Below are 25,772 nucleotides of genomic sequence, written 5' to 3' on the forward strand. Positions count from 1 at the left end.
TTAAGACCTTGCAAATAAAGGGAATTTAACCAATGAGCAACATCACCATCGTTCTTGCCGCCGATACCGGCTATGCCGAGCAGGTTCATACCCTGATGAAATCCGTCTGCACACACAACACAAATGTCAATTTCTACCTCATGCACAATACCTTCAGGCGGGAATGGATCAACTATACCAACCAAAAACTCGCCGCCAGCGGCAGCCGTCTGAATGATGTCAAAATAGAAATGGACTTCAGCCAATATCGCCGCCTACCCCATATTTCGGATGCCGCATTTTTCCGTCTGATGATGCAACATCTGCCTGTCGACCGCGCCCTTTATCTCGACAGCGATATGGTGATTACCCAATCCCTACACGATTTGTTCAGCCTCGATATGCGCGGTTATCCCGTTGCAGCGGTACAAGACTCCTTTCTTGCCCGTACCGAATGGAATCACCCAACCGGCCTGCACACTACGCCCTATTTCAATTCCGGTATGTTGTTGGTCGACCTGGCGCAATGGCGGGAACACAATATCGCGGCGCAACTGCTGCAAACTGCTACCACCATTGACAAATCCGTTCCCTACGGCGACCAATGCTTTCTAAACACCGTATTTCAAAAAAACTGGCTGCAACTAGAAGAATCTTGGAATTTCCAAACAGGCGCAGTCCAATATTTCCAAAAACGAAATCTCGGCGAAGTATTCCCCAAACCTGACACTGTTCCGCCCGTTATCCACTACACCACACGCGCCAAACCGTGGCTGTGCGATTACGGCGAAATTCCTTTTATCGAAGTCTATTGGCAATACTATTGCGCCGACTGGCCGAAAGCGTAATTTCAGGCAAGGGACCCCTCTCCCTTCGATTACTCTTAAAGAACCCATCATCAAAAACAAAAGGCCGTCTGAAATCGTTTCAGACGGCCTTTAAGCCATAAAAAAACAGGCAGAACATTCTGCCTGTTTTTTTGTTCAAAACTAACCATAGAGTGAGCATACCACCCTCAGTCGGCGTTATCGTTATCCGATTAGATACCGCGCAACAATTCGTTCACGCTGGTTTTCGCACGGGTTTGCGCGTCCACGCGTTTAACGATAACCGCGCAGTAGAGGCTGTGGCTGCCGTCTTTGGAAGGCATGCTGCCGGATACGACAACCGAACCAGCCGGTACGCGGCCTTGATAGATTTCGCCGGTAGTACGGTCAAGGATTTTGGTGGATTGACCGATGAATACGCCCATAGAAATCACGCTGCCTTCTTCGACAATCACGCCTTCAACAATTTCAGAACGCGCACCGATGAAGCAGTTGTCTTCAATAATGGTCGGGCTGGCTTGCAGAGGCTCGAGTACGCCACCGATGCCGACGCCGCCGCTCAAGTGTACGTTTTTACCGATTTGCGCGCAAGAGCCGACAGTCGCCCAAGTATCGACCATCGCACCTTCGTCAACGTATGCGCCGATATTGACATAAGAAGGCATCAACACGACATTTTTCGCCACAAAGCTGCCGCGGCGGGCAACGGCACCCGGAACTGCGCGGAAGCCTGCGCTGCGGAATTCGTCTTCAGACCAATCAGCAAATTTAGTAGGCACTTTGTCGAAGTATTTGTTCACACCGTCGTTGAGGATTTCATTGTCCTGAATGCGGAAAGACAGCAATACGGCTTTTTTCGCCCATTCGTTGACTTTCCATTCGCCCACGCCCAAACGCTCGGCAACGCGCAGTTTGCCGGAGTCAAGTTGGCTGATGGTTTCCAAAACCGCTTCACGCACTTCGGGGGTAACGGTATTCGGATTGATTTCGGCACGGTTTTCAAAAGCCGTTTCAATGATGTTTTGCAAAGACATGTTGATTCCTTCAAGAGATCAGGGCCGTCTGAAACCTATTCAGGCCGCCCTATTACAAATATTTAACTCGTTATTTTGCCATGTAAAAGCGATTTCGTCAGCTATTAACATGATTAGCGCCAAGCGTTACACGGCCGGATTTTGGCTAAGCCAAGATTTTCAGACGGCCTGTTCGAGTGAATGGAATCGCATTTATTTTCTAACTAATTTTCCAGCTAAGATATGCAGACTGCCCATTCTGCCGACACGCCGTACCGATAAATCAACCTTCGCCGCCAATCTTTTGCAGAAGATTTTCAGCCACCACGCCGCATTCAATATTCCGCTTTAACGGTTTCGCATTCAAATCCTTTAAGGCCGTCTGAAAGTCGGCAAAATCCATTAATTGCGAACCGAAACGGCGCATATGTTCGGTATCCTGCTGACAGTCTATCAGCGCAACGCCCAAATCCGCCAAAAACGGGACGGCGCAGGCAAACGCAATCTTGGACGCATCGGGACACAAGGCAAACATCGACTCACCATAAAACACGCAGCCGATTTGCACGCCGTAAAACCCGCCCGCCAACTGCATTTCGCCTTGTTCATCCGGCAGCCAACATTCAAACGAATGCGCATGCCCCTGATGGTGCAGCTTCAAATAGGCCGTCTGAAACGCAGGTTCTATCCACGTTCCGTCCTGTTCCGGACGCGGCACATTGGCACAATGGGCAATCACTTTTTCAAAACAGCGGTTAACCGTTACCCGATAAGGCTTGTGACGCAAAGTTTTGGCAAGCGATCGGCCGATACGCAGGCTTTCCGGTACAATCACGGCTCGCGGCGCAACCGCATACCAGAAAAACCAACCGTCGCGGCTAAACCACGGAAAAATCCCCTGCCCATACGCCGACAACAGCCGCCCCGTATCCAAATCGCCGCTGACGCCGACCAAGCCGTCACACTCTGCCAAAGCGTAAGACAGGTCGGGGAAACGATAATCCCGTGGCGCAAGTAAAGGAATCTTCATCGCAAAGCCCATAAAGTTTCAGACGGCCTTAGGCTGAAAATGCCCAAGGCCGTCTGAAAAATCAACATACAAACTGCTTAACGTTTGGTTTTGGTTTGGCATTCGCCGCATACACCGTACATATACAGCGCGTGGTCGACGATGCGGTAGCCGTTTTCTTCGGCGATTTTGTCTTGCAGCGCTTCGATTTCCGGATTGTGAAATTCGGTTACTTCGCCGCATTTCACGCAGACGATGTGGTCGTGGTGGTCGCCTTTGTCCAATTCGTAAACCGCTTTGCCGGTTTCAAAATGGTGGCGTTGCAAAATGCCGGCCTGTTCAAACTGGGTCAACACGCGGTAAATCGTCGCCACGCCGATTTCCACGCCCTCTTCCAACAGGATACGGTACACATCTTCCGCACTCAAATGCTCCTCGGCATGAGTCTCGAACAAGTCCAAAATTTTCAAACGTGGACCAGTAACTTTCAAACCGCTGTCTTTCAATTGCGCAATGTTGCTGAATTTTTCCATAATATTCAATATCCCTGTAAGGTAATAACCGTTATAATACGCACTTTCCGCCCGTTTGCCCACTATTGGGCCGTTAAAGGGCGGCAATCTGCCGCCGGTCTTGCAATTGAAAATCGGCGAAAAGAAAAATTAAGAAGATGATTATCGTTTGCTTTTTAAAAATATTCAAGCGATGATAAACATCTTTCCCGAAATGACACAGAAAGGTAAGCCCGTGAATAAAGCCTTATGCCTTGCCATCGCCGCTATTTTAGGTCTGGCCTCATGCAGTGCCGAGCGCGTATCCAACTTTCCATCCTACAAACTCAAAATCATCCAAGGTAACGAGCTCAATCCCCGCGCCGTGGTTTCCCTGCGCCAAGGTATGACCCGCGACCAAGTCCAACTGCTGCTCGGTACGCCGCTCCTGCGCGACGCCTTCCATGCCGACCGCTGGGATTACACTTTCAACACCAGCCGCAACGGCATCATCAAAGAACAAAGCAACCTGACCCTGTACTTTGAAAACGACGTCCTCGCACGCGCCGAAGGCGATGCCATTCAAAAATCCATCGAAGCGGTTCAAGCCGGACAAAACGTCGTTCCAACCACCGAAACCAAGCCGCAATAAGGAAGCCCCATGAGCGCATTGAAAATCGCCATTGCCGGCGTCAACGGCCGCATGGGCCGCGTTTTGGTTGAAGCGGTCAACAACCATCCCGATGCCGTCCTCTCCGGCGCACTCGAGCATTCCGGTTCGGAAGTATTGGGTTTGGATGCAGGCTTCGCCTCCGGCCTCAAAACCGGCGTCGTCATTTCAGACGACGTGGATGCCGTACTGGCTCAAAGCGATGTCCTCATCGACTTTACCCGTCCCGAGCCAACCCTGAAACACCTGCAAAAATGCGTGGGAAAAGGCGTCAACATCATCATCGGTACGACCGGTTTTGATGATGCAGGCAAAGCCGCCATCCAAGCCGCAGGCGAAAAAATAGGCGTTGTTTTCGCCGCCAACTTCAGCGTCGGCGTCAACCTGACCTTCCATATCCTCGACACCGTCGCCCGCGTGTTAAACGAAGGCTACGACATCGAAATCATCGAAGGCCACCACCGCCACAAAGTCGATGCCCCAAGCGGCACCGCGTTGCGCATGGGTGAAGTCATTGCCGACGCACTCGGCCGCGACCTCAAAGAATGCGCCGTTTACGGCCGCGAAGGCCATACCGGCCCGCGTGATCCGTCCACCATCGGTTTTGCCACCGTCCGCGCAGGCGACATCGTCGGCGACCACACCGCCCTCTTCGCCACCGACGGCGAGCGCGTGGAAATCACCCACAAAGCCAGTAGCCGCATGACCTTTGCCGCCGGCGCCGTACGCGCCGCAGTTTGGGCAAACGGCAAAAAAGGCCTGTACGATATGCAAGACGTACTGGGTTTGAAAAACCGATAAACCCGCATCATCAGGTTTCATCCCTGACAAGGCCGTCTGAAAGCACAACGTCGATTTTCAGACGGCCTTATTAAAAAGAAAGCACCACCATGTCCTATCAACAAATCACTATCAACGTCAACGATGCCGTCGCCGAACGCCTTGCCGACGCGCTGATGGAACACGGCGCATTGTCCGCCGCCATTGAAGATGCCTACGCCGGTACAGAAAACGAGCAGGCCATTTTCGGCGAGCCGGGCATGCCGACCGAGCAAATCTGGCAACAAAGCAAAGTCATTGCCCTTTTCGGCGAAAGCGACGATGCCGCTTCCATTATCGAAGCTGCCGCGCAGGAATGCGGTTTGAACGATTTGAAATACACCGGCGAAATCCTTGAAGATCAAGACTGGGTACGCCTGACCCAAGCGCAATTCGACCCGATTCAAATTTCCGACCGCCTGTGGATTACCCCGTCTTGGCACGAAGCGCCCAACAGCGACGCCGTCAACCTGCAACTCGACCCGGGCCTTGCCTTCGGCACCGGCAGCCATCCGACCACCCGCCTCTGCCTCAAATGGCTCGACACGCAGCTCAAAGGCGGCGAAAGCGTATTGGACTACGGCTGCGGCTCCGGCATTTTGGCCATTGCCGCCCTCAAACTCGGCGCAGGTTCCGCAATCGGCGTGGATATTGACGAACAAGCCATCCGCGCCAGCAAAGACAATGCCGCGCAAAACAACGTCGACGCGCAGTTCTACCTACCGGACGGCCTGCCGCAAGGCCAATTTGATGTCGTTGTCGCCAACATTCTGGCCAATCCCCTGCGTATGCTCGGCGAAATGCTTGCCGCACGTACCAAACAAGGCGGCCGCATTGTCTTGTCCGGCCTTTTGGATGAACAAGTCGAAGAACTCAGCGGCATTTACAGCCAATGGTTCGACATCGAGCCTGCCGAAATCGAAGAAGGCTGGGCGCGATTGAGCGGCGTCAAACGCTAAAGCTGTTTCCGATACAAAGGCCGTCTGAAATTTAAGCTTTCAGACGGCCTTTTTGCACTTAAAACGCTGAATATTCCAGCAAAATCAGGTATAATTGCCTATTATTTTGACCTTTCGGAACACATCCGCCGCGCCCGTTTGACATTTCATCGCGCGCACGGAAAAATTCCTTGAAATTCAGCAAGAAAAGACCATGACTGACCAAAAACACGAAGAATACGGCGCCGACAGCATACAAGTGCTGGAAGGCTTGGAAGCGGTACGCAAACGCCCCGGTATGTATATCGGCGACACGCAGGACGGCAGCGGCCTGCACCACATGGTGTTCGAGGTGCTCGACAACGCCATTGACGAAGCGCTCGCCGGACATTGCGACAAAATCACCGTAACCATCCATGCCGACAATTCCGTCAGCGTGGCCGACAACGGCCGCGGCATGCCGACCGGCATCCACCCGAAAGAAGGCCGCTCCGCCGCCGAAGTCATCATGACCGTCTTGCACGCAGGCGGCAAATTCGATAACAACAGCTACAAAATCTCCGGCGGCCTGCACGGCGTGGGCGTATCCGTCGTCAACGCGCTGTCCGACTGGGTAACGCTGACCATCTACCGCGACGGCAAAGAACACTTCGTCCGCTTCGTACGTGGCGAAACCGAAGAGCCGTTGAAGGTTGTCGGCGATTCCGACAAAAAAGGCACAACCGTGCGCTTCCTCGCCAGCAGCGAAACCTTCGGCAATGTCGAATACAGCTTCGACACCCTCGCCAAACGTATCCGCGAACTCTCCTTCCTCAATAACGGCGTAGACATCGAATTGACCGACGAACGCGACGGCAGACACGAAAGCTTCGCCCTTTCCGGCGGCGTGACCGGCTTCGTGCAATACATGAACCGCAAAAAAACGCCGTTGCACGAAAAAATCTTCTACGCGTTCGGCGAAAAAGACGGCATGAGCGTCGAATGCGCGATGCAATGGAATGACAGCTATCAAGAAAGCGTGCAATGTTTTACCAACAACATTCCGCAACGCGACGGCGGTACGCACTTGACCGCACTGCGCCAAGTGATGACCCGTACCATCAACAACTATATCGAAGCCAACGAAGTGGCTAAAAAAGCCAAAGTGGAAACCGCCGGCGACGATATGCGTGAAGGCCTGACCTGCGTTTTGTCCGTCAAACTGCCCGACCCGAAATTCTCATCGCAAACCAAAGACAAACTGGTTTCCAGCGAAATCGGCCCCGTCGTCAACGAAGTCATCAACCAAGCACTGACCGACTTCCTTGAAGAAAACCCGACCGAAGCCAAAATCATCACCAGCAAAATCGTCGATGCCGCGCGCGCTCGCGAAGCCGCCCGCAAAGCACGCGAAATTACCCGCCGCAAAGGCGTGATGGACGGTTTGGGCCTGCCGGGCAAACTTGCCGACTGCCAAGAAAAAGACCCTGCCCTGTCCGAACTCTACCTCGTCGAGGGCGACTCCGCAGGCGGTTCCGCCATGCAGGGCCGCGACCGCAAATTCCAAGCGATTTTGCCGCTCAAAGGTAAAATTTTGAACGTCGAAAAAGCACGTTTTGAAAAAATGCTGGCTAGCCAAGAAGTCGCCACGCTGATTACCGCTCTAGGCGCAGGCATCGGCAAAGAAGAATTCAATGCCGAAAAACTGCGCTACCACCGCATTATCATCATGACCGATGCCGACGTGGACGGCGCGCACATCCGCACCCTGCTCCTGACCTTCTTCTACCGCCAAATGCCCGAGCTGGTTGAACGTGGCTACATCTACATCGCCCAGCCGCCTTTGTACAAAGCCAAATACGGCAAACAAGAGCGCTATCTCAAAGACGAGTTGGAAAAAGACCAATGGCTGCTCGGTTTGGCCTTGGAAAAAGCCAAAATCGTTTCAGACGGCCGTACCATCGAAGGCGAAGAGCTTGCCAATACTGCCAAACAATTCCTGTTGGCCAAAACCGTCATCGAGCAAGAAAGCCGCATCATTGACGAACTCGTCCTGCATGCCATGCTGCACGCTTCGCCGGTCGATCTTAGCACGGCAGAAAGCGCAGACCGCGCCGTTGCCGAATTGAGTGGCCTCTTGGACGAAAAAGAAGTCGCGCTCGAACGTATCGAAGGCCACGAAGGACACCAGTTCATCAAAATCACACGCAAGCTGCACGGCAATGTGATGGTGAGCTACCTTGAGCCTAAGTTCCTCAACAGCAAAGCCTACCAAACCCTTACCCAAACCGCCGCCGCACTCAAAGGCATGGTCGGCAAAGGGGCGAAGCTCTACAAAGGCGACAACGAGTACGACATCGACAGCTTTGAAGGCGCTTTGGATATCTTGATGAGCGTTGCCCAAAAAGGCATGTCCATCCAACGATACAAAGGCTTGGGCGAGATGAATCCGGAACAACTTTGGGAAACCACGATGGATCCTACCGTCCGCCGTCTCCTGAAAGTCCGCATCGAAGACGCCATCGCCGCCGACGAAGTGTTCGTTACCCTGATGGGCGACGAAGTCGAACCGCGCCGCGCCTTCATCGAAAACAACGCCCTGCTGGCGCAAAACATCGACGCCTAAGCATGAGAAGATAAAAGGTCGTCTGAAAAACGATTTTCAGACGGCCTTTTTGTTTTTTTATTTTATTCACAATATTCTTTTTATAATCCAAAGTCCGATAACTTTTTGTGTTTACTTTCAAGTAAATCATGAATAAATTGTGGTTCTATTTCTAATAATGATTTTACAGTATCATGGATTTCCCAATACCGTTTACTTGGATAGTCAATAATATGCTGTAGATATTCTTTAACGAGCGGCACATACTCTATAAACTGCATTTTCGTGACCAGCCAAAACAACTCACTGATAGAAAAATCTGCCGATGATGCTTTACGAATAATTCTAACCACAGGAGGAAAGATTTTCTGACGTGCATCATCACCTTTTTGCTGACTCTGATCTGCTTTAGATGCCCAGTAACTGATAAAAGCAGACAAGATATGCCGATCTGTATCATCATAACCATGTAAACGATGATCAATCATTCCCTCTGTCTCCCCTTTCTCAAACATCAAAACCAAAGTATCAAAGCCTTCATCAATACCCCAATGAGCAAGCAGGCGTGCTGAATCAAATTGTAATACCTCATTTTCATTGGATAGCAATTCGATTAATCCATCTATCCTCTCTTGCGGCACATCCTCCAAGTCAAGCTCTTCTGGAATCGTCGTATAGTCCACATTTTCCGGTACGCTATACAGCAAAAAATCTATTTTTTTCTCATCCATTAATTTGACCCTTAGATAACTTACTTCAGCTGCATATTTTAATAGAGCATTCCAACTGATTCAGATTCGGGACAACCCAAATACCCCATTTGAAACGCTCCAATCCGATTCCGATTTATTCCGCCTTCCCCAAAATCATCGCATCGCCATAGCTGAAAAAGCGGTATTCCTGTGCCACCGCATGGTGGTAAACGCTGCGGATATGCTCCATGCCCGAAAACGCGCTGACGAGCATCAGCAAGGTTGATTTGGGCAAGTGGAAGTTGGTAATCAAGCGGTCGGCAACATTGAAGCGGTAGCCCGGCGTAATGAAAATATCGGTATCGCCGCGACCGGCTTTCAGACGGCCTGTTTCGCGTGCGGCGGATTCCAAGGCGCGCATGGAGGTTGTGCCCACTGCCCACACTTTATTGCCGCGCGCTTTGGCGGCCTCAACGGCGGCAACAGTCTCGGCCGGTACGTCAAACCACTCGCTGTGCATTTTGTGTTCTTCAATTTTATCGACGCGCACGGGTTGGAATGTGCCGGCACCGACGTGCAGGGTTACTTCTGCGGTTTCTACGCCTTTGGCTTTCAGACGGCCCAATAACTCATCGGTAAAGTGCAAACCCGCCGTCGGCGCGGCCACTGCGCCTTGATATTTGGCGTACACGGTCTGATAGCGGCTGTCGTCTTCATCATCGGCCGCGCGTTCGATATAAGGCGGCAAGGGCAGATGGCCGTTTTGCTCTAAAAGTTCGTAAACAGTTTGCTCTCCTTCAAATTTCAGGCAAAACAATTCTTCCACACGGTCCATCATGACGGCACGGATATCACCTTCAAAAATCAATTCCGTACCCGGTTTCGGCGATTTGGACGAGCGGATATGCGCCAATGCGGTATGCGCGTCCAATACCCGTTCAATCAGGGCTTCGATTTTGCCGCCACTGGCTTTTTGGCCAAACAGGCGCGCCTTCATCACTTTGGTATTGTTAAACACCAGCACATCGCCCGGTGCGACATAATCGGGCAAATCGCCGAAATATTGGTCTTCAATCGGCAATGTAGGCAAGGCAACCAGAAGCCTGCTGCTGCCGCGCACTTCCGGAGGATGCTGGGCAATCAGTTTTTCGGGCAATTCAAAATCAAAATCGGAAATATCCATTGTCGCGCATACTTTAAAAAAACAGGCACCATTATACGCGCAAAGTTGGTTTTCAGACGGCATGTTTTGTCGAAAAACCAATAAATTAGAATAAACGCTCTTGAAAAAATCACTTTTTAACGAAAATCAGCGCTCCTTTCTTTTTTTCGCCGAAAAACGCCTTTTTTCTATCTTTTACTGGACATTTACCGACAAGTTCGGGAAAATGACCAGATTCATTTCTCAGGCTCCGCCCTGTTCCGACATTATTTAAACGCCGGATGGCAAACCCGCCTTCCGACGTCTCAGGAAATCATCTAAAACCACAGCGGCGCATACCCAATATGCACTTTATGCCGCGCTAAAAAGGAAAAGCAATGGATTTGCGTAAATTAAAAAAACTGATTGATTTGGTCGAAGAATCAGGCATTGCAGAAATTGAAGTTACCGAAGGCGAAGAAAAAGTCCGCATTACGCGCACCACTGCCGCCGCAGCTCCTATTTATGCTGCTCCGGCACCTGCCGCAGCCGTTCCGGTTGCCGCCCCTGCAGCTGCTCCGGCCGCAGCCGCTCCAGCCGCCGCCCCTGCCGCTCGCGATTTGTCCAACGCGCAAAAATCGCCTATGGTCGGTACGTTCTACCGCGCTCCCGGCCCGAACGCCGCAGCTTTCGTTGAAGTAGGTAAACAAGTAAAAGCCGGCGATACTTTGTGCATCATCGAAGCCATGAAGCTGATGAACGAAATCGAAGCTGAGAAATCCGGTGTCGTTAAAGAAATTCTGGTTGAAAACGGTACTCCGGTCGAATACGGCGAGCCGCTCTTTATCATTGAATAATCCGCTTTTTCAGACGGCCTTTATCTTCAAGGCCGTCTGAAATTCCTTTTTCTGTTCATTAAGGACAAACCATGCGTCTGATTTTGGCTATTTTCTTGCCTTGGTTGCAGTTTTTCACCATCGGCCGTCCGTTTGCAGGCATCATCTGTCTGATTCTGCAATGTACGCTGGTTGGCTGGATACCGGCAGCCATGTGGTCGGTTTACGCCTTGAGCCAATACAAAACCGACCAAAAAATCCGCAACGCATTAGGCGGCCGCTGAGGCCGTCTGAACCATCCGGAAAGATTATCATGCTGAAAAAAGTATTGATCGCCAACCGGGGCGAAATCGCCCTGCGCGTCCTGCGTGCCTGCCGTGAAATGGGCATCGCCACCGTCGCCGTCCATTCCGAAGCCGACAAAGACAGCCTGCACGTCAAACTCGCCGACGAATCCGTGTGCATCGGCCCTGCCGCATCTGCACAAAGCTACCTCAACATTCCCGCCCTCATCGCAGCTGCCGAAGTCACCGAAGCCGACGGCATCCACCCCGGCTACGGCTTCCTCGCCGAAAACGCCAATTTTGCCGAACAAGTCGAACAATCCGGCTTTGTCTTCATCGGCCCTAAAGCCGATACCATCCGCCTGATGGGCGACAAAGTATCCGCCAAACACGCCATGATCGAAGCCGGCGTGCCTTGCGTTCCCGGCTCCGACGGCGCATTGCCGGACGATGGCGAAGAAATCCTCAAAATCGCCGATAAAGTCGGTTATCCCGTCATTATCAAAGCCTCCGGCGGCGGCGGCGGTCGCGGTATGCGCGTCGTCGAGAAAAAAGAAGACCTCCTCCAGTCTGTCGAAATGACCAAAGCCGAAGCAGGCGCGGCATTCGGCAACCCGATGGTTTACATGGAACGCTACCTGCAACGTCCGCGCCATGTCGAAATCCAAGTGATTGCCGACGAACACGGCAACGCCATCTACCTCGCCGAACGCGACTGCTCCATGCAGCGCCGCCACCAAAAAGTCATCGAGGAAGCACCGGCTCCGTTCATCACTGAAGAAGAACGCGCCAAAATCGGCAAAGCCTGTGCCGACGCTTGCAAACGCATCGGTTATCGCGGCGCAGGTACGTTTGAATTCCTGTACGAAGACGGCGAATTCTTCTTTATCGAGATGAACACACGCGTTCAGGTTGAGCATCCGGTTACCGAGCTCATCACCGGCGTGGACATCGTCCAAGAGCAATTGCGCATCGCATCCGGCCTGCCTTTGCAATACAAACAGGAAGACATCCAAGTTGAAGGCCATGCGTTTGAGTGCCGTATCAACGCCGAAGACCCGTACAACTTCATTCCAAGCCCGGGCCTGATTGAAAGCTGCCACCTGCCCGGCGGCTTCGGCGTCCGCATTGACAGCCATATTTATCAAGGCTACCGCATCCCTCCTTACTACGACAGTCTGATCGGCAAAGTCTGTGTCGTCGGTAAAGACCGCGACCAAGCCATGGCCAAAATGCGCGTTGCCCTCGATGAGCTGGCAATTACCGGCATCAAAACCAATACGCCGCTGCACCGTGACTTATTCAGCGATCCGGGTTTCCAAAAAGGTGGTGTCAGCATCCACTACTTGGAACACTGGCTGGAAGAACGCAAAGCCAAACAGGCTAAATAATCCCTTGTTTTGACTAAAAATCAGGCCGTCTGAAACGCAAAATAAAGTTTCAGACGGCCTTTTTTATAACACTATCATTTATAAAAACAAACAATATTAGATTATTAATTAATAATATTTATTCTAAATCGGTTTCATAGTTCCAATAGTGAAAATCTTTCTGTATAGTTTGATTCATAGCTTGAAACAAACTATATTTAAATATCGATATTGAAAATTTATTATATTTTGTATAGAAGCATTCCATCCTGGAAACCATTTCATCAACCTATAACAACTTCACAAAGGAAATCACTATGTCTATCTCTAAATGCCCAGTCACCCATCTGACCATGAACAACGGCGCGCCCGTTGCCGACAATCAAAACAGCCTGACCGCCGGTCCGCGCGGCCCGTTGCTGGCGCAGGATTTGTGGCTGAATGAAAAACTCGCCGACTTCGTTCGCGAAGTCATCCCCGAACGCCGTATGCACGCCAAAGGTTCGGGCGCGTTCGGTACGTTTACCGTGACGCACGACATCACCAAATACACCCGCGCCAAAATCTTCAGCGAAGTCGGCAAGCAAACCGAGATGTTCGCCCGTTTCACCACTGTGGCCGGCGAGCGCGGCGCAGCCGATGCGGAACGCGACATCCGCGGCTTTGCGTTGAAGTTTTATACCGAAGAAGGCAACTGGGACATGGTCGGCAACAACACGCCTGTGTTCTTTCTGCGTGACCCGCGCAAATTCCCCGACCTGAACAAGGCGGTCAAACGCGACCCGCGCACCAATATGCGCTCCGCTACGAACAACTGGGACTTCTGGACGCTGCTGCCCGAAGCCCTGCACCAAGTCACCATCGTCATGAGCGACCGCGGCATCCCCGCCAGCTACCGCCATATGCACGGCTTCGGTTCGCATACTTACAGCTTTTGGAACGAAGCGGGCGAACGTTTTTGGGTGAAATTCCATTTCCGCAGCCAGCAAGGCATTAAAAACCTGACCAACGAAGAGGCCGCAAAAATCATCGCCGACGACCGCGAAAGCCACCAGCGCGACCTGTACGAAGCCATCGAACGCGGCGAGTTTCCGAAATGGACGATGTACATCCAAGTCATGCCTGAAGCCGATGCGGAAAAAGTGCCGTATCATCCGTTTGACTTGACCAAAGTTTGGCCGAAAAAAGACTATCCGCTGATTGAAGTGGGCGAATTTGAGTTAAACCGCAATCCCGAAAACTTCTTCGCCGATGTGGAACAATCCGCCTTCGCACCGAGCAATCTGGTTCCCGGTATCGGCGCCAGCCCCGACAAAATGCTGCAAGCCCGCCTGTTCAATTACGCCGACGCGCAACGCTACCGCCTGGGGGTAAACTTCCGCCAAATCCCCGTCAACCGCCCGCGTTGCCCCGTCCACAGCAACCAGCGCGACGGACAAGGCCGTGCCGACGGCAACTACGGCAGCCTGCCGCACTACGAACCCAACAGCTTCAGCCAATGGCAGCAACAGCCCGACTTCGCCGAACCGCCTTTGAAAATCAACGGCGACGCGGCGCACTGGGACTACCGCCAAGACGATGACGACTATTTCAGCCAACCGCGCGCCTTGTTCAATCTGATGAGCGACGCGCAGAAACAGGCTTTGTTCGACAACACCGCCGCAGCCATGGGCGACGCGCCCTATTTCATCAAATACCGCCACATCCGCAACTGCTACCGTTGCGACCCGGCATACGGCGAAGGCGTAGCCAAAGCCCTTGGACTGACTGTCGAAGATGCCCAAGCGGCAAGAGCCAACGACCCGGCTTTAGGTCAACCTGGTTTGCTGTAAGGAGGCATTATGTGGATAGAAATTGAAGAAATCTTGTCTCAAGCTGTCCGATACAGCCGTTTGAGCAAAAAGTAACGGTTTAGATCATTAATCAGGCCGTCTGAAACGTAAAATTAAGTTTCAGACGGCCTTTTTTTGATGATGAAGTTTATTTGATTACTTCTGATTCAATGGAACTTGGCTACCCTTATTTCTCTGTAAATCATGGTATGCCCTCTGCACCATCTCACGCCTCTACCGGCAAATAAAAAAACCGCACGGCTGATTACCGTGCGGTTTTGCTTTTTGTCTGAAGGTTTCAGACGGCCTTACATCATGCCGCCCATACCACCCATGCCGCCCATATCAGGCATAGCAGGTTTTTCTTCAGGGATTTCAGCAATCATGCAGTCTGTGGTCAACATCAGGCCGGCGATAGATGCGGCGTGTTGCAGCGCAGAACGGGTTACTTTGGCAGGGTCGAGTACGCCCATTTCGATCATGTCGCCGTATTCGCCGGAACCTGCGTTGTAACCGTAGTTGCCTTTGCCTTCCAACACTTTGTTCACAACCACGCTAGGTTCGCCGCCTGCGTTGGCAACGATTTGGCGCAGAGGAGACTCAACGGCGCGCAAGACGATTTGTACGCCTGCGTCTTGGTCGGCATTGCCGGTATGCAGGTTTTCCAAAGCGGCACGGGCACGCAACAGGGCTACGCCGCCGCCTGCAACCACGCCTTCTTCAACGGCTGCGCGGGTAGCGTGCAGCGCGTCTTCCACGCGGTCTTTTTTCTCTTTCATTTCGACTTCGGTAGCGGCACCGACTTTGATCACTGCCACGCCGCCGGCCAATTTAGCCACACGCTCTTGCAGTTTTTCTTTGTCGTATTCGCTGGTTGCGGTTTCGATTTGTTGGCGGATTTCGGCAACACGCGCTTCGATTTGGGCTGCGTCGCCGAAGCCGTCGATAATGGTGGTGTTTTCTTTACCGATTTCAATGCGTTTGGCTTGACCCAAGTCGTCCAAAGTCGCTTTTTCCAAAGACAGGCCGACTTCTTCGGAAATCACTACGCCGCCGGTCAGGATGGCGATGTCTTGCAACATGGCTTTGCGGCGGTCGCCGAAGCCTGGGGCTTTAACGGCAACGGTTTTCAGAATACCGCGGATGTTGTTCACGACCAAAGTTGCCAAGGCTTCGCCTTCTACGTCTTCAGCGATAATCAAGAGCGGACGGCTGGCTTTGGCCACTTGTTCCAAAACAGGCAACAAATCGCGGATGTTGCTGATTTTTTTGTCGAACAACAATACAAACGGATTGTCCAGCGCGGCGATTTGTTTTTCAGCGTCGTTGATGAAGTAAGGAGACAGGTAGCCGCGGTCGAACTGCATACCTTCAACCACGTCCAGCTCGTTTTCTAAAGATTTGCCGTCTTCAACGGTAATCACGCCTTCTTTGCCGACTTTTTCCATCGCTTCGGCGATAATCGCGCCGACTTGTTCGTCAGAGTTGGCGGAAATAGAGCCGACTTGGGCGATTTCTTTAGAAGTGTCGCAAGGTTTGGCGATGTTTTTCAGCTCGTCAACCAAAGCGGCAACGGCTTTGTCGATACCGCGTTTCAGGTCGGTCGGATTCATGCCGGCGGTAACGTATTTCATGCCTTCGGCAACGATGGATTGCGCCAATACGGTTGCAGTAGTGGTACCGTCGCCGGCAACGTCGTTGGTTTTAGACGCCACTTCTTTCACCATTTGCGCGCCCATGTTTTCGAATTTATCTTTCAATTCGATTTCTTTTGCAACAGACACACCATCTTTAGTGATGTGTGGGCCGCCGAAAGCACGGTCAAGTACCACATTGCGGCCTTTAGGGCCCAAAGTTACGCGGACGGCGTTTGCCAATACATTGACGCCGTTTACCATTTTTTGGCGAACTTCATTGCCGAATTGTACGTCTTTTGCTGCCATTTAAATTCTCCAAATCAATATTAAAAATCTGTTTGAGGCCGTCTGAAAACTTCATGTTTGATTCAGACGGCCTTTGGTTCTGAAACTTAATTCAACAATTATTCAACGATACCGAAGATGTCTTCTTCACGCATTACCAACAGCTCTTCGCCGTCGGCTTTTACAGTTTGGCCGCTGTATTTGCCGAAGATCACTTTGTCGCCGACTTTGACATCCAGCGGACGGCGCGCGCCGTCTTTACCGATTTTGCCCGCACCCACGGCGATTACTTCGCCCATGTCGGGTTTTTCAGCAGCCGCACCCGGCAAAACGATGCCAGAGGCGGTTTTTTCTTCAGCTTCTAAGCGTTTGACGACTACGCGGTCGTGTAAAGGGCGGATGGTCATGTCTTAATGCTCCGATAAATAAATAGATTGAAAACAATTGTCTGTCGGACATGACAGACACGGTTTGCTTGAAAATAGCGGCACACTTAGTAGAAAGCCTGCCGTAATGGCGAGTAGATTTGGGTTGTTTGCGACAAATTCAAGGGAAAAAGTAAAAAATTCTATGCAGTCTTTCCAAATATTTTCATACGCAAAAATGTTCGAGTACATATTTTTCAGACGGCCTGATATACCAACTGCAAAGTTCGTTTAAAAACAACCCACTTCCTTTACAAATTCAATACAACTCTTTACAACCGTTTCTTTTATATGCATTATTATAAATGATGATTATTCTTAATTGCATATTTTAAAGATAATTTCTCTTTATTTGCTTCTATTTTTTTATTACTGTCATTTTATTAAGGACATTTCTCAATGAATACGCCCCTGTTTCGACTGAGCCTGCTGTCACTGACACTGGCGGCCGGTTTTGCACACGCAGAAAATGAAGCCAAAGACAATGTTGTACTTGATACCGTTACCGTCAAAGGTCAGGCCACAAGCGCCACACACCGTGTAACGACAAAACGTATGGAGGAAACGACTTCCACTGATTTAAAAGACGTATTGTTCAACGAGCCTTCTATCAGTTTCGGCGGTGGCAACGGTCAGTCGCAGTGGGTAACCATCCGCGGCATGGGTCAAGACCAAATAGACTATAAAGTTGACGATACTTACACTGACAGCCAGATTTTCCACCACAACGGCCGCTTTATGCTTGACCCCGCATTGGTAAAAGTCGTTGCCGTGCAAAAAGGTACGGGTTCGGCCTCAGCAGGTATCGGCGCAACCAGCGGCGCGATTGTTGCTGAAACGGTTGAAGCCAAAGATTTGCTGAGAGAAGGTCAAAACGTCGGTTTCAAAGTCAATGCCGGTATCAGCAGCAATAAAGGCTATTCACGCGGTGCAAGCGTTTACGGTCAGGCGGGCGGTTTTGACGCTTTGGTTTCAGGCAACTTCGTTCGCGATAAAGAATACACGGCAGGCAAAGGCTACCGTAATCTGCTCGGAAGCGATAAGGTTTTAAACAGTGGATTGGGTTCACGCGGTTTGCTGGGCAAAATCGGCTATCGTTTCAACGAGGACAACCGTATTGAATTAAGCCACCGCCAAGAAAAACAATATGGAGAACGCGCCCTGCGCGAAGAGTTCGATTTCTCGCAAGTCTTCCAAACCGACCGCCGCACAGGTCAATACGTTTTGGATGCCAACGGCAACCGTATTCCGAATACCGCCAACAACGCGCCGCGTTACCGCACGCTGACCCAAGACACCACCAACTTGGAATTCAAAGGCGGAAACTTGGGCTTTATCGACAAAATCAAAGCCAATGTTTACCGTTTGAATACCAAACGTGACGAAGTCCCCAATCCAAATTATGAATTAGACGGCGAAGTACGGACATACGGAGCCAATCTGAATCTCGACAGCCGTCTATTTGACCGCCATACCTTGAAATACGGAGTAAACTGGCGCACTCAAAAAAGCAGCTCAAAAGGAGAAAACAGCGAGAAGAAAAGCGATGCCGGCGTATATGTAGAAGGCATTTGGGATTTCTCACCGGTTACGCTGACCACAGGTTTGCGCTATGACCGCTGGAAAATGAAAACCAGCAGTAATACAGAAAATTCAGACGGCAACCTCAATCCAAGCATCGGGTTGGTTTATGACATTACCCCTGATTTTTCCATCAACACCAGCCTGAACTATGCAACCCGCAGCCCCCGCCTGTACGAAGCAGCTTTAGCAAACAACAGGCCGATTATTTCATCACCTGACTTGAAAGCAGAACGCTCGCGAAATGCAGAAATCGGCTTTAACTACCACTGGAATTCTGCCCTGACGCTCTCCGGCAGCTATTTCCATCAGCAAATCAAAGATGTACAGGCCATCCGTCAAGAAGGACGAAACAACGTCTGGTATAACGGCGGCAAGCTGAAAAACACAGGTTACGAACTGAATGCAGCCTACCGCTGGAAAGGTCTGACCGCACGTGCAGGCGTAGCCTACAGCAAACCGAAGCTGAATGGCGATACCGCTGACAAAGTAACGACCGCCATCCCGATGGGACGCACATGGACAACAGGTCTGTCTTACCAATTCGACAATCCGAATCTGGAAATCGGCTGGCGCGGACGTTATGTCCAAAATGCAGGCTATGCACCGACCTCGCGCGGCTCTGATGTGGCTCTGAATGTCGTCCGTGCAGGCTACGGCGTCAACGATATCTTCGCCAACTGGAAACCGACAGGCAAAGACGACTTGAACGTCAACTTCTCCGTCAACAATGTCTTTGATAAAAACTACAAGCCGCACAGCCAACGCGCAGGTACCAGCACCCTGTCTGAACCAGGCCGCGATGTCCGCCTAAGCGTGAACTACCGCTTCTAAGCAATCAGCTTGAAAAAGCCGTCTGAAAACAAAAGTTTTCAGACGGCATCTAGCTTTATAATCCGATACAAGTTATCATTTCGATTTACTTTATTTCCGACCACGGAGAAACCCTATGTTACGTTTGACCGCTTTAGCCGTATGCTGCACCCTCGCTTTGGGTGCGTGTTCACCGAAAGATTCTGCTTCCAATCAGGCGCAAACTGCTTCTGCCGCCCAAACCGAAGGCGCAAGCCTGACGGTGAAAACCACGCGCGGTGAGGCAACAGTGCCGCAAAATCCGGAGCGTATCGCCGTTTACGATTTGGGCATGCTCGATACTTTAAACAAACTGGGCGTGAAAACCGGTTTGTCCGTCGACAAAAACCGCCTGCCCTACTTGGACGAATATTTCAAAACCACGAAACCTGCCGGCACGCAGTTTGAGCCTGACTACGAAGCACTCAACGCTTACAAACCGCAGCTCATCATCATCGGCAGCCGTGCAGCCAAAGCATTTGACAAGTTGAACGAGATCGCACCGACCATCGAGATGACCGCCGAAACCGCCAATCTGAAAGAAAGCTCAAAAGAGCGCATCGACGCACTGGGTCAAATCTTCGGCAAACAGGCCGAAGCGGACAAGCTGAAAGCGGAAATCGATGCTTCGTTTGAAGCGGCGAAAACTGCTGCGCAAGGCAAAGGCAAGGGTTTGGTGGTATTGGTCAACGGCGGTAAGATGTCAGCTTTCGGCCCTTCCTCACGTTTGGGCGGTTGGTTGCATAAAGACATCGGCGTTCCCGCTGTTGATGAATCGATTAAAGAAGGCAGCCACGGCCAGCCTATCAGCTTTGAATACCTGAAAGAGAAAAACCCTGATTGGCTGTTTGTTTTGGACCGCGGCGCAGCCATCGGCGAAGAAGGTCAGGCTGCGAAAGATGTGTTGAACAATCCGCTGGTTGCCGAAACGACCGCCTGGAAAAAAGGACAGGTGGTTTACCTTGTTCCTGAAACTTATTTGGCAGCCGGCGGCGCACAAGAATTGCTGAACGCTTCCAAACAGGTCAGCGATGCGTTTAATGCGGCCAAGTAATTCGGCGTGGGCATAGCCGCCCGCTTCTTTCAGACGGCCTGAAAGGTTTGATGATTTACAGGATCAAGTTGCTTGATCTGAAGTCATTGGATTTAGGCCGTCTGAAAATACATGGTGCAAATGGACAATTTTTGCCTGTTTGCATCTGTTTTTATGATGGGCAAACCTGCCTTTTTCGCAAAATACCTTAACCCTTCTTTCAGACGGCCTTATTTTTTCCGAACCATTTTATGTTTCACAAACCTTCATTTTTAAATGCGGTCAACGGTGTGGCGCTGCTGATATTGTTTGCCGTCAGCCTGTCGGTCGGCGTGGCCGACTTCAAATGGTCCGCCCTGTTTTCGCTATCCGACAGCCAGCAGGTCATGTTCATCAGCCGCCTGCCGCGCACGTTTGCGATTGTGCTGACGGGTGCGTCAATGGCGGTGGCCGGCATGATTATGCAGATTTTGATGCGCAACCGTTTTGTCGAACCGTCGATGGTGGGCGCAAGCCAAAGCGCGGCTTTGGGTTTGCTGCTGATGACCCTGCTGCTGCCGGCCGCGCCTCTGCTGGCAAAAATGTCGGTTGCCGCCGTTGCCGCGCTGATCGGGATGCTGGTCTTTATGTTGCTGATCCGCCGCCTGCCGCCGACGGCGCAACTGATGGTGCCTTTGGTCGGGATTATTTTCGGCGGTGTGATTGAGGCGGTGGCCACCTTTATCGCGTATGAAAACGAAATGCTGCAAATGCTCGGCGTGTGGCAACAGGGCGATTTTTCCGGCGTGTTGCTCGGACGGTATGAATTGTTGTGGGCAACAGGGATTTTGGCTTTGTTTGCCTATTTGATTGCCGACCAGCTGACGATTTTGGGTTTGGGCGAAACGGTGAGCGTGAACTTGGGGCTGAACAGGACGGCGATTCTGTGGTCGGGGCTGATTATTGTGGCGCTGATTACGTCTTTGGTGGTCGTGACGGTCGGCAATATTCCGTTTATCGGCTTGGTCGTGCCGAACATCATCAGCCGCCTGATGGGCGACAAACTGCGTCAAAGCCTGCCTGCGGTGGCCTTGCTGGGCGCGTCTTTGGTGTTGCTGTGCGATATTGTCGGACGCGTGATTGTGTTTCCGTTTGAAATTCCGGTCTCTACGGTTTTTGGCGTAATGGGGACGGCTTTGTTTTTATGGCTTTTATTAAGGAAACCTGCTCATGCCGTCTGAAAAAAATATCGGTTTTATGGCAGGAAGCAGCCGTCCGTTGTGGGTCGCCTTTGCGCTGTTGCTGGTTTCCTGCGTCCTGTTTATGACGCTCAACGTCAAAGGCGATTGGGACTTTGTCTTGCACCTGCGCCTGACCAAACTTGCCGCGCTGCTGATGGTCGCCTATGCGGTCGGCGTGTCCACGCAACTCTTCCAAACGCTGACCAACAATCCGATTCTGACCCCTTCGATTTTGGGCTTCGATTCGCTGTATGTGTTTTTGCAGACCTTGCTGGTGTTTACGCTCGGCGGCGTGGGCTATGCTTCCCTGCCGTTGACGGGCAAATTCGGCTTTGAGCTGGTCATCATGATGGGCGGCTCGCTGCTGCTGTTTTACACGCTCATCAAACAGGGCGGACGCGATTTGTCGCGTATGATTTTAATCGGCGTGATTTTCGGGATTTTGTTCCGCAGCCTGTCGTCGCTGCTTTCGCGCATGATTGATCCCGAAGAATTTACTGCCGCACAGGCGAATATGTTTGCCACTTTCAATACTGTCCACTCGGAATTGTTGGGTATCGGCGCAGTCGTGTTGCTCATCAGCGCCGCCGTGATCTGGCGCGAACGCCACCGCCTCGATGTTTACCTGCTCGGCCGCAATCAGGCCATCAATTTGGGCATCAACTACACGCGCAACACCTTATGGCTGCTGTTGTGGATCGCCGCATTGGTTGCGACTGCGACCGCCGTTGTCGGCCCGGTGAGCTTTTTCGGCCTGCTGGTTGCCGCGCTGGCCAACCATTTTTCCCCGTCGGTCAAACATTCCGTCCGCCTGCCCATGACTTTTTGTGTCGGTGGCATCCTGTTGGTCGGCGGACAAACCATCTTCGAACACTTCCTCGGCATGCAGGCCGTATTGAGCGTGGTCGTCGAATTTGCAGGCGGATTGGTATTTTTATATTTGGTGTTGAAAAAGAAATAAATTAAACGTGTCCAAACGCTCGTAAAAATAAATTCAGGCCGTCTGAAATCCATGTTTTAAAAATATTTAATCCTTGAAATGAAACTAAATTTCTGACATGTACTCATAGTAAACATTACTGGATTTACTAAAATTACAAAAAATGAGCACGACATTAAAATACCGTCCCGACTTGGACGGCATACGGGCGTTGGCAGTATTGGCTGTCATTATTTTCCACATTGATGCCGCTTGGCTGCCCGGCGGTTTTCTTGGTGTGGATATGTTTTTCGTTTTGTCCGGCTATCTGATCACCACCATCATCAGCCGCGAAATGCAAAACGGCAGCTTTTCGTTTTTAGAGTTTTACAAACGCCGCGCGAAACGCATTTTGCCTGTTTTCTCCTGTGTATTGCTGTGTACGAGCTTGGCCGCCGCAATCTTTTTCTTGTCGTTTGACCTGCGCCAATACGTCAAATCCGCAGCGTTTGCGTTGCTGTTTTCGGCCAACCTGTTTTTTGCACGGCGCGGCGGCTATTTCGATGCCGATGCAGCGGAAAAACCTTTGCAACACATTTGGTCTTTATCGCTGGAAGAGCAGTTTTACTTTGTTTTTCCGGTGTTGCTGATTGCCTTTTTCCGATTCAGCAAAGGGCGCAACATCCGCCAATTTATCCTTTTACTGATTGTATTGAGCCTGTTGTCCGTCTTTTTGCCCACTTTCGGCATGGACCCTTATTTCCTGCCTTATGTACGCGCATATGAGCTGCTGATCGGCGCGCTTTTTGCCTTTATTCCGCCCTCCCAAAACAACGACCGTTTCAGCACGCCTGTGGTCGGCTGGGCGATGATGGCGGTGATCGCCACCATGTTGCTGCTTCCTTACGGCGTGTTGCCCGGCGAAGGCAATATCGAACGGCTGCTGTGCTGTACGGCGGTTGGCGGCTTGATTTACTCGGGCAAAACCCTGCAAACGCAAAGCGGCTTCAATACCGCCAAACTGTTGAGCCTCAAGCCCGTTGTGTTTATCGGTTTGATTTCCTATTCGCTGTATCTGTGGCATTGGGTGGTCTTGGCCGTCATGCGCTATGTTTACATGGACAACGCTTTGCCGATGTCCGCGATTGTATTGGCAGTGGTGCTGATGTCGGGCTTGTCCGTTTTGTCCTATTACTTCGTCGAAACACCGGCGCGACGGATAAAGAATTTCACCACCAAGAAATTCATCGGGGTCATCGCCGCCTATTTCGCCCTGCTGATTCCTGCCGCCGGCTACCTGCTGACGACTAAACCGGCTGACTATGAAGCAAACCTATACGCAGTCAACGACACCAGAATCTGTGCGGATACCTTGACCAAAACCGACTGCGCCGTCGGCGCGGAAAACCAAAGCAGCAAAGCCCTGCTGATGGGCGACTCCCACGCCGCCCACCTGACGCCCTTTATCGATATAGTGGGCAAACAAGAAGGCTTTGCCGCCGATGTTATCTCGTCCAACAGTTGCGGCGTTGCCTTCGGCTTCCTCCTGCCGCAAAGCGACCGCCGTGCCAACCGTTGCAACCCTTACAACCGCTTTATCGCACAAAAAGTCGAAAACTATCCGGTGGTCTTTATCTCGCAGCGTTGGTTCCTGCATACCGACAAGCCCGGTTTTACGGAGCATTTCGGCAAAATGCTCGATACTTTGGTTCAACAGGGCAAACAGGTTTACGTCTTTGCCGACACACCGATGAACGCGCAACTGCCCCTGCGCCATTACTACCTGAAACAACGTCTCGGCATTGATATGCAATACGTTTCCGAGCATAAAAAAGCGGAAATCGCCCGCTCCGCCGAAGCCGACAAAACCATAGAAAACATCGTCAAACAGCGGCCTGCCGTGCATTGGGTCAACATTATGGGGCCGATTCCGGCAGACAAAACCATAGACGGCTTGCCGATATATTTTGACACCAACCACCTCAACACCCACGGTGTGACAAAACTGGCGGAAAAATTTATACAGGACAAAAAAATACTCCTAAAATAACACCGCAGTTTCAGTCCGAAACCTTTGCCGCAATACTGAATGCAAATGCCGCTCAAAGCGCAGCAAACAGTATGCCGCAAAGGTTTCAGGCCGTCTGAAACCTTCAGACGGCCTTAGCAAACCCATAAAGGACAACCCTCATGACACAAGAACGCCTCCCTTCATTCTTCGATAATGCCCCGACCATTACCGTCCAAGACGCATTGGCCGACTTCCTCGGCGCGGCCGAAAACGGCATCCTCACTTACCACTACGCCGATGCCGTGCGCCTGTGTGGCCACTCCTGCCCGACCGTCGCCGGAGCCTACCTGATGGTGATCAAAGGCCTGAAAGCCCTTTACGGCGCAGAGCTGCCGCAACGTGGCGACATCGAAGCCTTTATGCAGGGCGAGCGTGATGAAGGCACGACCGGCGTTACCGCTTCCGTCGTCCAACTCCTTACCGGCGCGGCACCTGAAACCGGCTTTGGCGGCGTAGGCCCTGCCGGACGCTTTGCCCGCCGCCACCTCTTGTCCTTTGGTGCAGGCGAAATCAACGGCACACTCGCGCTCCGCCGCCGCGACACCGGCAAAACCGTTGCCGTCAGCCTCAACGCCGCACTCCAACCCTTTGCGCCGCAAATGCGCGACATCATGCCCAAAGCCGTTAGCGGCAGCGCAAGTGCTGACGAACTCAAACAATTCGGCGAGCTTTGGCAAGAACGCGTCCGCGCCTTCCTGATTGACCAAGCCGACAATCCCGAATTTGTCACCGTCAAAGAAATCTAAAACGTCATAATCAATAAGTTTCAGACGGCCTTAAAACTCAAGGCCGTCTGAAACCCCAATTTCCCATTTTCGGACCCGCCTATGATTACCATCCGCAACGTCAGCCACACCATCGGCAGCAACCCCATTCTCAACGACGTCAGCCTCGACATTCCCGAAGGCGGCATTACCGCGCTGATCGGCCCGAACGGCGCAGGCAAGTCCACCCTCCTCTCCTTTATGGCTCGCCTGCAGCCCTTGATATACGGCAACATCAGCTACGCAGGCAAAGACATCAAAACCACCCCCACCGCCGAACTCGCCCGCACGCTTTCCATCCTCACCCAAGAAAACAGCATCATGAGCCGCATTACCGTGCGCGACCTGCTCATGTTCGGCCGCTATCCCTACCATCAAGGCAGGCCGTCTGAAAACGACAAAACCATCGTCGAAGAAGCGCTTGCTGAGTTCCACCTGCAAGACTTCGCCGACCGCTACCTGACCGAGCTTTCCGGCGGCCAACGCCAACGCGCCATGAT

23 protein-coding genes are annotated in these 25,772 nt (G+C 51.7%); 16 read left to right on the forward strand and 7 right to left on the reverse strand.

The genetic code is table 11. The features are described 5' to 3' along the window. Window positions 1–32: 32 nt before the first annotated feature. On the forward strand, window positions 33–827 hold the full coding sequence (locus HMPREF2560_RS01595) for a glycosyltransferase family 8 protein (protein ID WP_070607255.1): 795 nt from the start codon (window positions 33–35) through the stop codon (window positions 825–827). Between the two features lie 191 nt (window positions 828–1,018). On the opposite strand, the gene dapD is transcribed toward HMPREF2560_RS01595, so the two are convergent. From dapD to fur, 3 genes are all read right to left on the reverse strand, one after another. Next, window positions 1,019–1,840: a 2,3,4,5-tetrahydropyridine-2,6-dicarboxylate N-succinyltransferase gene (dapD, locus tag HMPREF2560_RS01600; RefSeq protein WP_070607259.1), complete on the reverse strand. Its 822-nt coding sequence runs from the start codon at window positions 1,838–1,840 to the stop codon at window positions 1,019–1,021. A gap of 262 nt (window positions 1,841–2,102) precedes the next feature. Beyond that, window positions 2,103–2,849, reverse strand: coding sequence for a leucyl/phenylalanyl-tRNA--protein transferase (gene aat, locus HMPREF2560_RS01605; protein WP_070607403.1), 747 nt, complete (start codon window positions 2,847–2,849; stop codon window positions 2,103–2,105). 77 nt (window positions 2,850–2,926) lie between these two features. Continuing rightward, a complete protein-coding gene (fur, locus tag HMPREF2560_RS01610; protein ID WP_003682812.1) occupies window positions 2,927–3,424 on the reverse strand; it encodes a ferric iron uptake transcriptional regulator in 498 nt (165 codons plus the stop codon). A 151-nt stretch (window positions 3,425–3,575) separates the two neighbouring features. Between fur and HMPREF2560_RS01615 the strand changes: the two genes are divergently transcribed. From HMPREF2560_RS01615 to gyrB, 4 genes are all read left to right on the forward strand, one after another. Continuing rightward, window positions 3,576–3,971, forward strand: coding sequence for an outer membrane protein assembly factor BamE (locus tag HMPREF2560_RS01615; RefSeq protein WP_003682810.1), 396 nt, complete (start codon window positions 3,576–3,578; stop codon window positions 3,969–3,971). 9 nt (window positions 3,972–3,980) lie between these two features. Continuing rightward, window positions 3,981–4,790 carry a 4-hydroxy-tetrahydrodipicolinate reductase gene (dapB, locus tag HMPREF2560_RS01620; protein ID WP_070873655.1) on the forward strand — a complete coding sequence of 270 codons (810 nt, stop codon included), beginning with the start codon at window positions 3,981–3,983 and terminating at the stop codon, window positions 4,788–4,790. Between the two features lie 89 nt (window positions 4,791–4,879). Next, window positions 4,880–5,767, forward strand: coding sequence for a 50S ribosomal protein L11 methyltransferase (gene prmA / locus HMPREF2560_RS01625; protein ID WP_070607265.1), 888 nt, complete (start codon window positions 4,880–4,882; stop codon window positions 5,765–5,767). 193 nt (window positions 5,768–5,960) lie between these two features. After that, the gene (gyrB, locus tag HMPREF2560_RS01630; RefSeq protein WP_070607268.1) at window positions 5,961–8,351 is read left to right on the forward strand and encodes a DNA topoisomerase (ATP-hydrolyzing) subunit B; all 2,391 of its coding nucleotides are present in this window, start codon (window positions 5,961–5,963) and stop codon (window positions 8,349–8,351) included. 80 nt (window positions 8,352–8,431) lie between these two features. On the opposite strand, the gene HMPREF2560_RS01635 is transcribed toward gyrB, so the two are convergent. Then, window positions 8,432–9,061, reverse strand: a complete 630-nt coding sequence (locus HMPREF2560_RS01635) for a hypothetical protein (RefSeq protein WP_070607271.1) — start codon at window positions 9,059–9,061, stop codon at window positions 8,432–8,434. Window positions 9,062–9,176: 115 nt separating this feature from the next. Then, window positions 9,177–10,205 (reverse strand): tRNA preQ1(34) S-adenosylmethionine ribosyltransferase-isomerase QueA, encoded by a 1,029-nt coding sequence (gene queA, locus HMPREF2560_RS01640; protein ID WP_070607274.1) that lies wholly within the window; start codon window positions 10,203–10,205, stop codon window positions 9,177–9,179. 356 nt (window positions 10,206–10,561) lie between these two features. On the opposite strand from queA, the gene accB reads away from it, so the two are divergent. From accB to katA, 4 genes are all read left to right on the forward strand, one after another. Continuing rightward, on the forward strand, window positions 10,562–11,020 hold the full coding sequence (accB, locus tag HMPREF2560_RS01645) for an acetyl-CoA carboxylase biotin carboxyl carrier protein (protein WP_049336913.1): 459 nt from the start codon (window positions 10,562–10,564) through the stop codon (window positions 11,018–11,020). Between the two features lie 71 nt (window positions 11,021–11,091). Continuing rightward, window positions 11,092–11,283, forward strand: coding sequence for a YqaE/Pmp3 family membrane protein (locus HMPREF2560_RS01650; protein ID WP_003680299.1), 192 nt, complete (start codon window positions 11,092–11,094; stop codon window positions 11,281–11,283). 29 nt (window positions 11,284–11,312) lie between these two features. Next, window positions 11,313–12,674 (forward strand): acetyl-CoA carboxylase biotin carboxylase subunit, encoded by a 1,362-nt coding sequence (gene accC, locus HMPREF2560_RS01655; protein ID WP_070822802.1) that lies wholly within the window; start codon window positions 11,313–11,315, stop codon window positions 12,672–12,674. A 296-nt stretch (window positions 12,675–12,970) separates the two neighbouring features. Continuing rightward, window positions 12,971–14,485, forward strand: a complete 1,515-nt coding sequence (katA, locus tag HMPREF2560_RS01660) for a catalase KatA (RefSeq protein WP_070873656.1) — start codon at window positions 12,971–12,973, stop codon at window positions 14,483–14,485. Between the two features lie 308 nt (window positions 14,486–14,793). Here katA and groL read toward each other — a convergent pair whose 3' ends face one another. Continuing rightward, window positions 14,794–16,428, reverse strand: coding sequence for a chaperonin GroEL (groL, locus tag HMPREF2560_RS01665; protein WP_049322649.1), 1,635 nt, complete (start codon window positions 16,426–16,428; stop codon window positions 14,794–14,796). Window positions 16,429–16,526: 98 nt separating this feature from the next. Continuing rightward, entirely contained in the window at window positions 16,527–16,814 is a 288-nt protein-coding gene (groES, locus tag HMPREF2560_RS01670) for a co-chaperone GroES (protein WP_003744509.1), read from the reverse strand. 417 nt (window positions 16,815–17,231) lie between these two features. Here groES and HMPREF2560_RS01675 point away from each other — a divergent pair, with 417 nt between their 5' ends. From HMPREF2560_RS01675 to HMPREF2560_RS01705, 7 genes are all read left to right on the forward strand, one after another. Continuing rightward, window positions 17,232–19,247, forward strand: coding sequence for a TonB-dependent receptor domain-containing protein (locus HMPREF2560_RS01675; protein ID WP_070873657.1), 2,016 nt, complete (start codon window positions 17,232–17,234; stop codon window positions 19,245–19,247). 115 nt (window positions 19,248–19,362) lie between these two features. Further along, window positions 19,363–20,319, forward strand: a complete 957-nt coding sequence (locus tag HMPREF2560_RS01680) for a siderophore ABC transporter substrate-binding protein (RefSeq protein WP_070873658.1) — start codon at window positions 19,363–19,365, stop codon at window positions 20,317–20,319. Between the two features lie 230 nt (window positions 20,320–20,549). After that, a complete protein-coding gene (locus tag HMPREF2560_RS01685) occupies window positions 20,550–21,518 on the forward strand; it encodes an ABC transporter permease (RefSeq protein ID WP_070873659.1) in 969 nt (322 codons plus the stop codon). Further along, window positions 21,508–22,479: an iron chelate uptake ABC transporter family permease subunit gene (locus tag HMPREF2560_RS01690; protein WP_070695157.1), complete on the forward strand. Its 972-nt coding sequence runs from the start codon at window positions 21,508–21,510 to the stop codon at window positions 22,477–22,479. The genes HMPREF2560_RS01685 and HMPREF2560_RS01690 overlap by 11 nt, the downstream gene beginning before the upstream one ends. 142 nt (window positions 22,480–22,621) lie before the next feature. Then, entirely contained in the window at window positions 22,622–24,487 is a 1,866-nt protein-coding gene (locus HMPREF2560_RS01695) for an acyltransferase family protein (protein ID WP_070873660.1), read from the forward strand. Window positions 24,488–24,627: 140 nt separating this feature from the next. After that, window positions 24,628–25,254: an FmdE family protein gene (locus tag HMPREF2560_RS01700; protein ID WP_070607287.1), complete on the forward strand. Its 627-nt coding sequence runs from the start codon at window positions 24,628–24,630 to the stop codon at window positions 25,252–25,254. A gap of 81 nt (window positions 25,255–25,335) precedes the next feature. After that, window positions 25,336–25,772, forward strand: a 437-nt coding sequence (locus HMPREF2560_RS01705) for an ATP-binding cassette domain-containing protein (protein WP_141762583.1), incomplete at its 3' end; no start/stop codon positions are given.

The organism is Neisseria sp. HMSC078H04 (assembly GCF_001838135.1).
GTDB lineage: Bacteria > Pseudomonadota > Gammaproteobacteria > Burkholderiales > Neisseriaceae > Neisseria.

Excerpts from the sequence above, each read along its gene's own strand:
- katA (WP_070873656.1), top strand. The coding sequence starts at position 12,971 with ATGTCTATCTCTAAATGCCCAGTCACCCATCTGACCATGAACAACGGC.
- HMPREF2560_RS01595 (WP_070607255.1), top strand. The coding sequence starts at position 33 with ATGAGCAACATCACCATCGTTCTTGCCGCCGATACCGGCTATGCCGAG.
- HMPREF2560_RS01690 (WP_070695157.1), top strand. The coding sequence starts at position 21,508 with ATGCCGTCTGAAAAAAATATCGGTTTTATGGCAGGAAGCAGCCGTCCG.
- accB (WP_049336913.1), top strand. The coding sequence starts at position 10,562 with ATGGATTTGCGTAAATTAAAAAAACTGATTGATTTGGTCGAAGAATCA.
- accC (WP_070822802.1), top strand. The coding sequence starts at position 11,313 with ATGCTGAAAAAAGTATTGATCGCCAACCGGGGCGAAATCGCCCTGCGC.
- queA (WP_070607274.1), bottom strand. The coding sequence starts at position 10,205 with ATGGATATTTCCGATTTTGATTTTGAATTGCCCGAAAAACTGATTGCC.
- gyrB (WP_070607268.1), top strand. The coding sequence starts at position 5,961 with ATGACTGACCAAAAACACGAAGAATACGGCGCCGACAGCATACAAGTG.
- groES (WP_003744509.1), bottom strand. The coding sequence starts at position 16,814 with ATGACCATCCGCCCTTTACACGACCGCGTAGTCGTCAAACGCTTAGAA.
- HMPREF2560_RS01700 (WP_070607287.1), top strand. The coding sequence starts at position 24,628 with ATGACACAAGAACGCCTCCCTTCATTCTTCGATAATGCCCCGACCATT.
- HMPREF2560_RS01675 (WP_070873657.1), top strand. The coding sequence starts at position 17,232 with ATGAATACGCCCCTGTTTCGACTGAGCCTGCTGTCACTGACACTGGCG.
- dapD (WP_070607259.1), bottom strand. The coding sequence starts at position 1,840 with ATGTCTTTGCAAAACATCATTGAAACGGCTTTTGAAAACCGTGCCGAA.
- groL (WP_049322649.1), bottom strand. The coding sequence starts at position 16,428 with ATGGCAGCAAAAGACGTACAATTCGGCAATGAAGTTCGCCAAAAAATG.
- dapB (WP_070873655.1), top strand. The coding sequence starts at position 3,981 with ATGAGCGCATTGAAAATCGCCATTGCCGGCGTCAACGGCCGCATGGGC.
- HMPREF2560_RS01695 (WP_070873660.1), top strand. The coding sequence starts at position 22,622 with ATGAGCACGACATTAAAATACCGTCCCGACTTGGACGGCATACGGGCG.
- HMPREF2560_RS01635 (WP_070607271.1), bottom strand. The coding sequence starts at position 9,061 with ATGGATGAGAAAAAAATAGATTTTTTGCTGTATAGCGTACCGGAAAAT.
- prmA (WP_070607265.1), top strand. The coding sequence starts at position 4,880 with ATGTCCTATCAACAAATCACTATCAACGTCAACGATGCCGTCGCCGAA.
- HMPREF2560_RS01680 (WP_070873658.1), top strand. The coding sequence starts at position 19,363 with ATGTTACGTTTGACCGCTTTAGCCGTATGCTGCACCCTCGCTTTGGGT.
- aat (WP_070607403.1), bottom strand. The coding sequence starts at position 2,849 with ATGAAGATTCCTTTACTTGCGCCACGGGATTATCGTTTCCCCGACCTG.
- HMPREF2560_RS01685 (WP_070873659.1), top strand. The coding sequence starts at position 20,550 with ATGTTTCACAAACCTTCATTTTTAAATGCGGTCAACGGTGTGGCGCTG.
- HMPREF2560_RS01650 (WP_003680299.1), top strand. The coding sequence starts at position 11,092 with ATGCGTCTGATTTTGGCTATTTTCTTGCCTTGGTTGCAGTTTTTCACC.